A 2,486-nucleotide genomic window follows, 5' to 3' on the forward strand; every position below is an offset into this window, starting at 1 on the left:
GCTGCGCTCGATGAGTACAGGGGGCAAGGGCCATTGCCTGTTTGGGTACGCCCATTGCCTTCTTGGCAGCAGATCGCCTCGGATGCAGACAGCTCGTCCGTTTTTGATGAGGACGGAGAAGACGGTTGGGTAAGCACCGATGATCTCTGGGACGGCCAATACGCCTTAAATGTCCTAAAGAACGTTCCGGTGGGAGCTGTCATGGCGAGCTCGTATCGAGCGCATTATGTAGACGCCCTTGAGGCATTCGTCAGCTGGACGCTAGACACGATCAACCCGGTATGGCGAGCCGAGCGACGCAGGGCACGCGAGCGGGGCGACGGAAACCTCTATGAGTGGAAGGATCAGTTGGGACGGACGTTGGCAAGAGTTGTACCCCATCTTCCTGGCGACGAGACCTTGCGCAGGCTGCTACGGCCGATCCTTGCTCAGCCCGATGAGATTGCAATGCGGTTACTCGCCCCGCTCACTGTGTCGCTGGTTTGCAGTGAGGTTCTTGATGTGCTGGAGATTCGGGATGACACGTTACATTTGCTGCAGGTCGTGCTCGAGCGAACGCTAGAGAGCGATGACCTACGCCGCTCGCCGTATAACGATGGGCGCATCGGTGGATTCAACCTGCCGAATCTGATCAAGTCACTACTTTTTGTGATTGTGGAACACGCCTCTGGGGCTGCTCGCTTTGCCAACGGCAATTGGGACGACGTTCCCCGTGTCATGCCATTGATCGAACGCATGGTGCGTGCCGCTGGCTGGAACCCCTACGTAATGCACCAGTTCATTACGCTATGCGAGCGTTCCGGTGCTGCTTACCCGGTCGACGCGTTTGCTGACCAAGTTCTGTGTCAGATCGTTGAGGGACGCCTGCCCGCGGGCTGGAAGGGCAACTCGATACCGGCCGCGATCGCGGCTCTGGTTCAGTCCTATGCTGATCGCCTGCACCCTCTGCCTCCCCATCTGGCCCGTAAGCTGCTGCAGGTGCTTGATGCGCTGGTCGATCTTGGCGATCGCCGCAGCGCGGCCTTGCAGCAAAGCGAGTCGTTTCGCGGTGTGTGTCTCGCTGAGGCTTTGTGAATCTATCTATCACTTCATGGTGGATCGTTCGGAACTTCTTGCTCGCCATTTTCCTCGCTGAAGCAAGTAGGAGCTGCGGAGCATAGAAACCACCTTGAGATGCCCGCAGCAGTCGGGCCATCAACGCCACGGGATAGCGTCCGGCGAGCATCTCGATAGCGCCGCATAGGCGCCGTCTTGAGCGGCCGTTTCTGGCCGATTGTAGCCGGTGGCAACGGGCTGCAATCGGGGGCAAGTGGACAGGAAGGCCTGGAGCCTTTTAGAGCGAAGAGTTTCGCGAGACCATCAACCCGGCGAGCAGTATCAAGAGCATACCTAACCAGGTACTCACACTAGGGACCTCATTAAAGAACCAGTAGCCCCAAAAACAGGCAAAGATCAGATAGGCATAGTCGAACGTTCCTACTACCGCTGCCGGCGCTAGTTGATAAGCTCTAGCGGTTGCCGTATTGATCGCTACCAGCGCTATCGCGTAGCAGGTAATAAAGCCTACCTCATGCCAACCGAGAGGCTGCCAGGCAGAGAGTAGAAATGGAGCCTGAGCAGCACAATCACTACACCAAGCCGAGACAATCCCGCCGCCACAAGCGGCAACAAGGAACGCGACATTGAGCGCGAATGCCAAGACCAGAGGATGCTCCTCGCGGCAGTGCCGTCGCGTGACTACCATGGCGACTGCATAAAAAGCCGCCCCAAGCACCGGTAACAACACAGCTAAGGTGAACACGCCTGTGCCAGGGTGAAGCACTGTCGTCACGCCTACGAACCCCAGACACACAGCGGACCATCCCAGAGAAGTGAGGCGTTCACTGCCAAAGCAAGCCGCAAAGAGAGCGATGAACAGAGGCGTCGTGTAGATGGCCACGGCAGCTACAGATAGCGGTATCAGGGGCAGCGCTGAGTAGTAGGCAACCCACATCATCAACAGCAGCAGGCTTCTTACCGCGACCCAGCGTAGGGATAGCACCGCTACGTTTTTGGCTTTTATTCCAGTGACCAACCATGCGCCGAGTGTTGGCACGGAGATGAATGACACTCCAAGGAACAACTGCCAGATTGGCATACGGTGGCTAAGGTATTTTACAGAAGCATCCGCTAGGGAAAGCAGAAAGACTGCGCTAATGATCAGCGCAATTCCAAGGGAAATTCGATCGGCACTTGAGGCGCTTGCGCCAGCAGTTCGTTCGCCACCCATTTTCATTTTCCTTGCAGTGAGGCTCTATAAGCCTGGCGGGCCAGATCCGCAGGGTAATCGATGTTCGGTTCAATTCAGGCCGTAGTCAAATGGAGGGAGAGCCTCCTCAGGTCGTGGGACTGCTTTTGGCCGGTAGCTGCTCACCGCCAACGTCCGCTATGGGTTGTGGATTCATCCGGTCGACGCAACAGCGTGGTTAAAACACTCGGCGGGAGTC

General features: G+C 57.1%; 2 protein-coding genes. One reads left to right on the top strand and one right to left on the bottom strand.

The window, feature by feature from the left end; translation table 11 throughout:
• Positions 1-1,074: hypothetical protein (locus ACUCV0_RS23990; RefSeq protein WP_482213925.1), on the top strand; the 1,074-nt coding region annotated here is incomplete at its 5' end.
• A gap of 259 nt (positions 1,075-1,333) precedes the next feature.
• Here the strand turns inward: ACUCV0_RS23990 and ACUCV0_RS23995 are convergent.
• Entirely contained in the window at positions 1,334-2,269 is a 936-nt protein-coding gene (locus tag ACUCV0_RS23995) for a DMT family transporter (protein WP_482213926.1), read from the bottom strand.
• Positions 2,270-2,486: the final 217 nt, after the last annotated feature.

The sequence above is a fragment of the Pseudomonas sp. VMV1 genome, assembly GCF_056790235.1.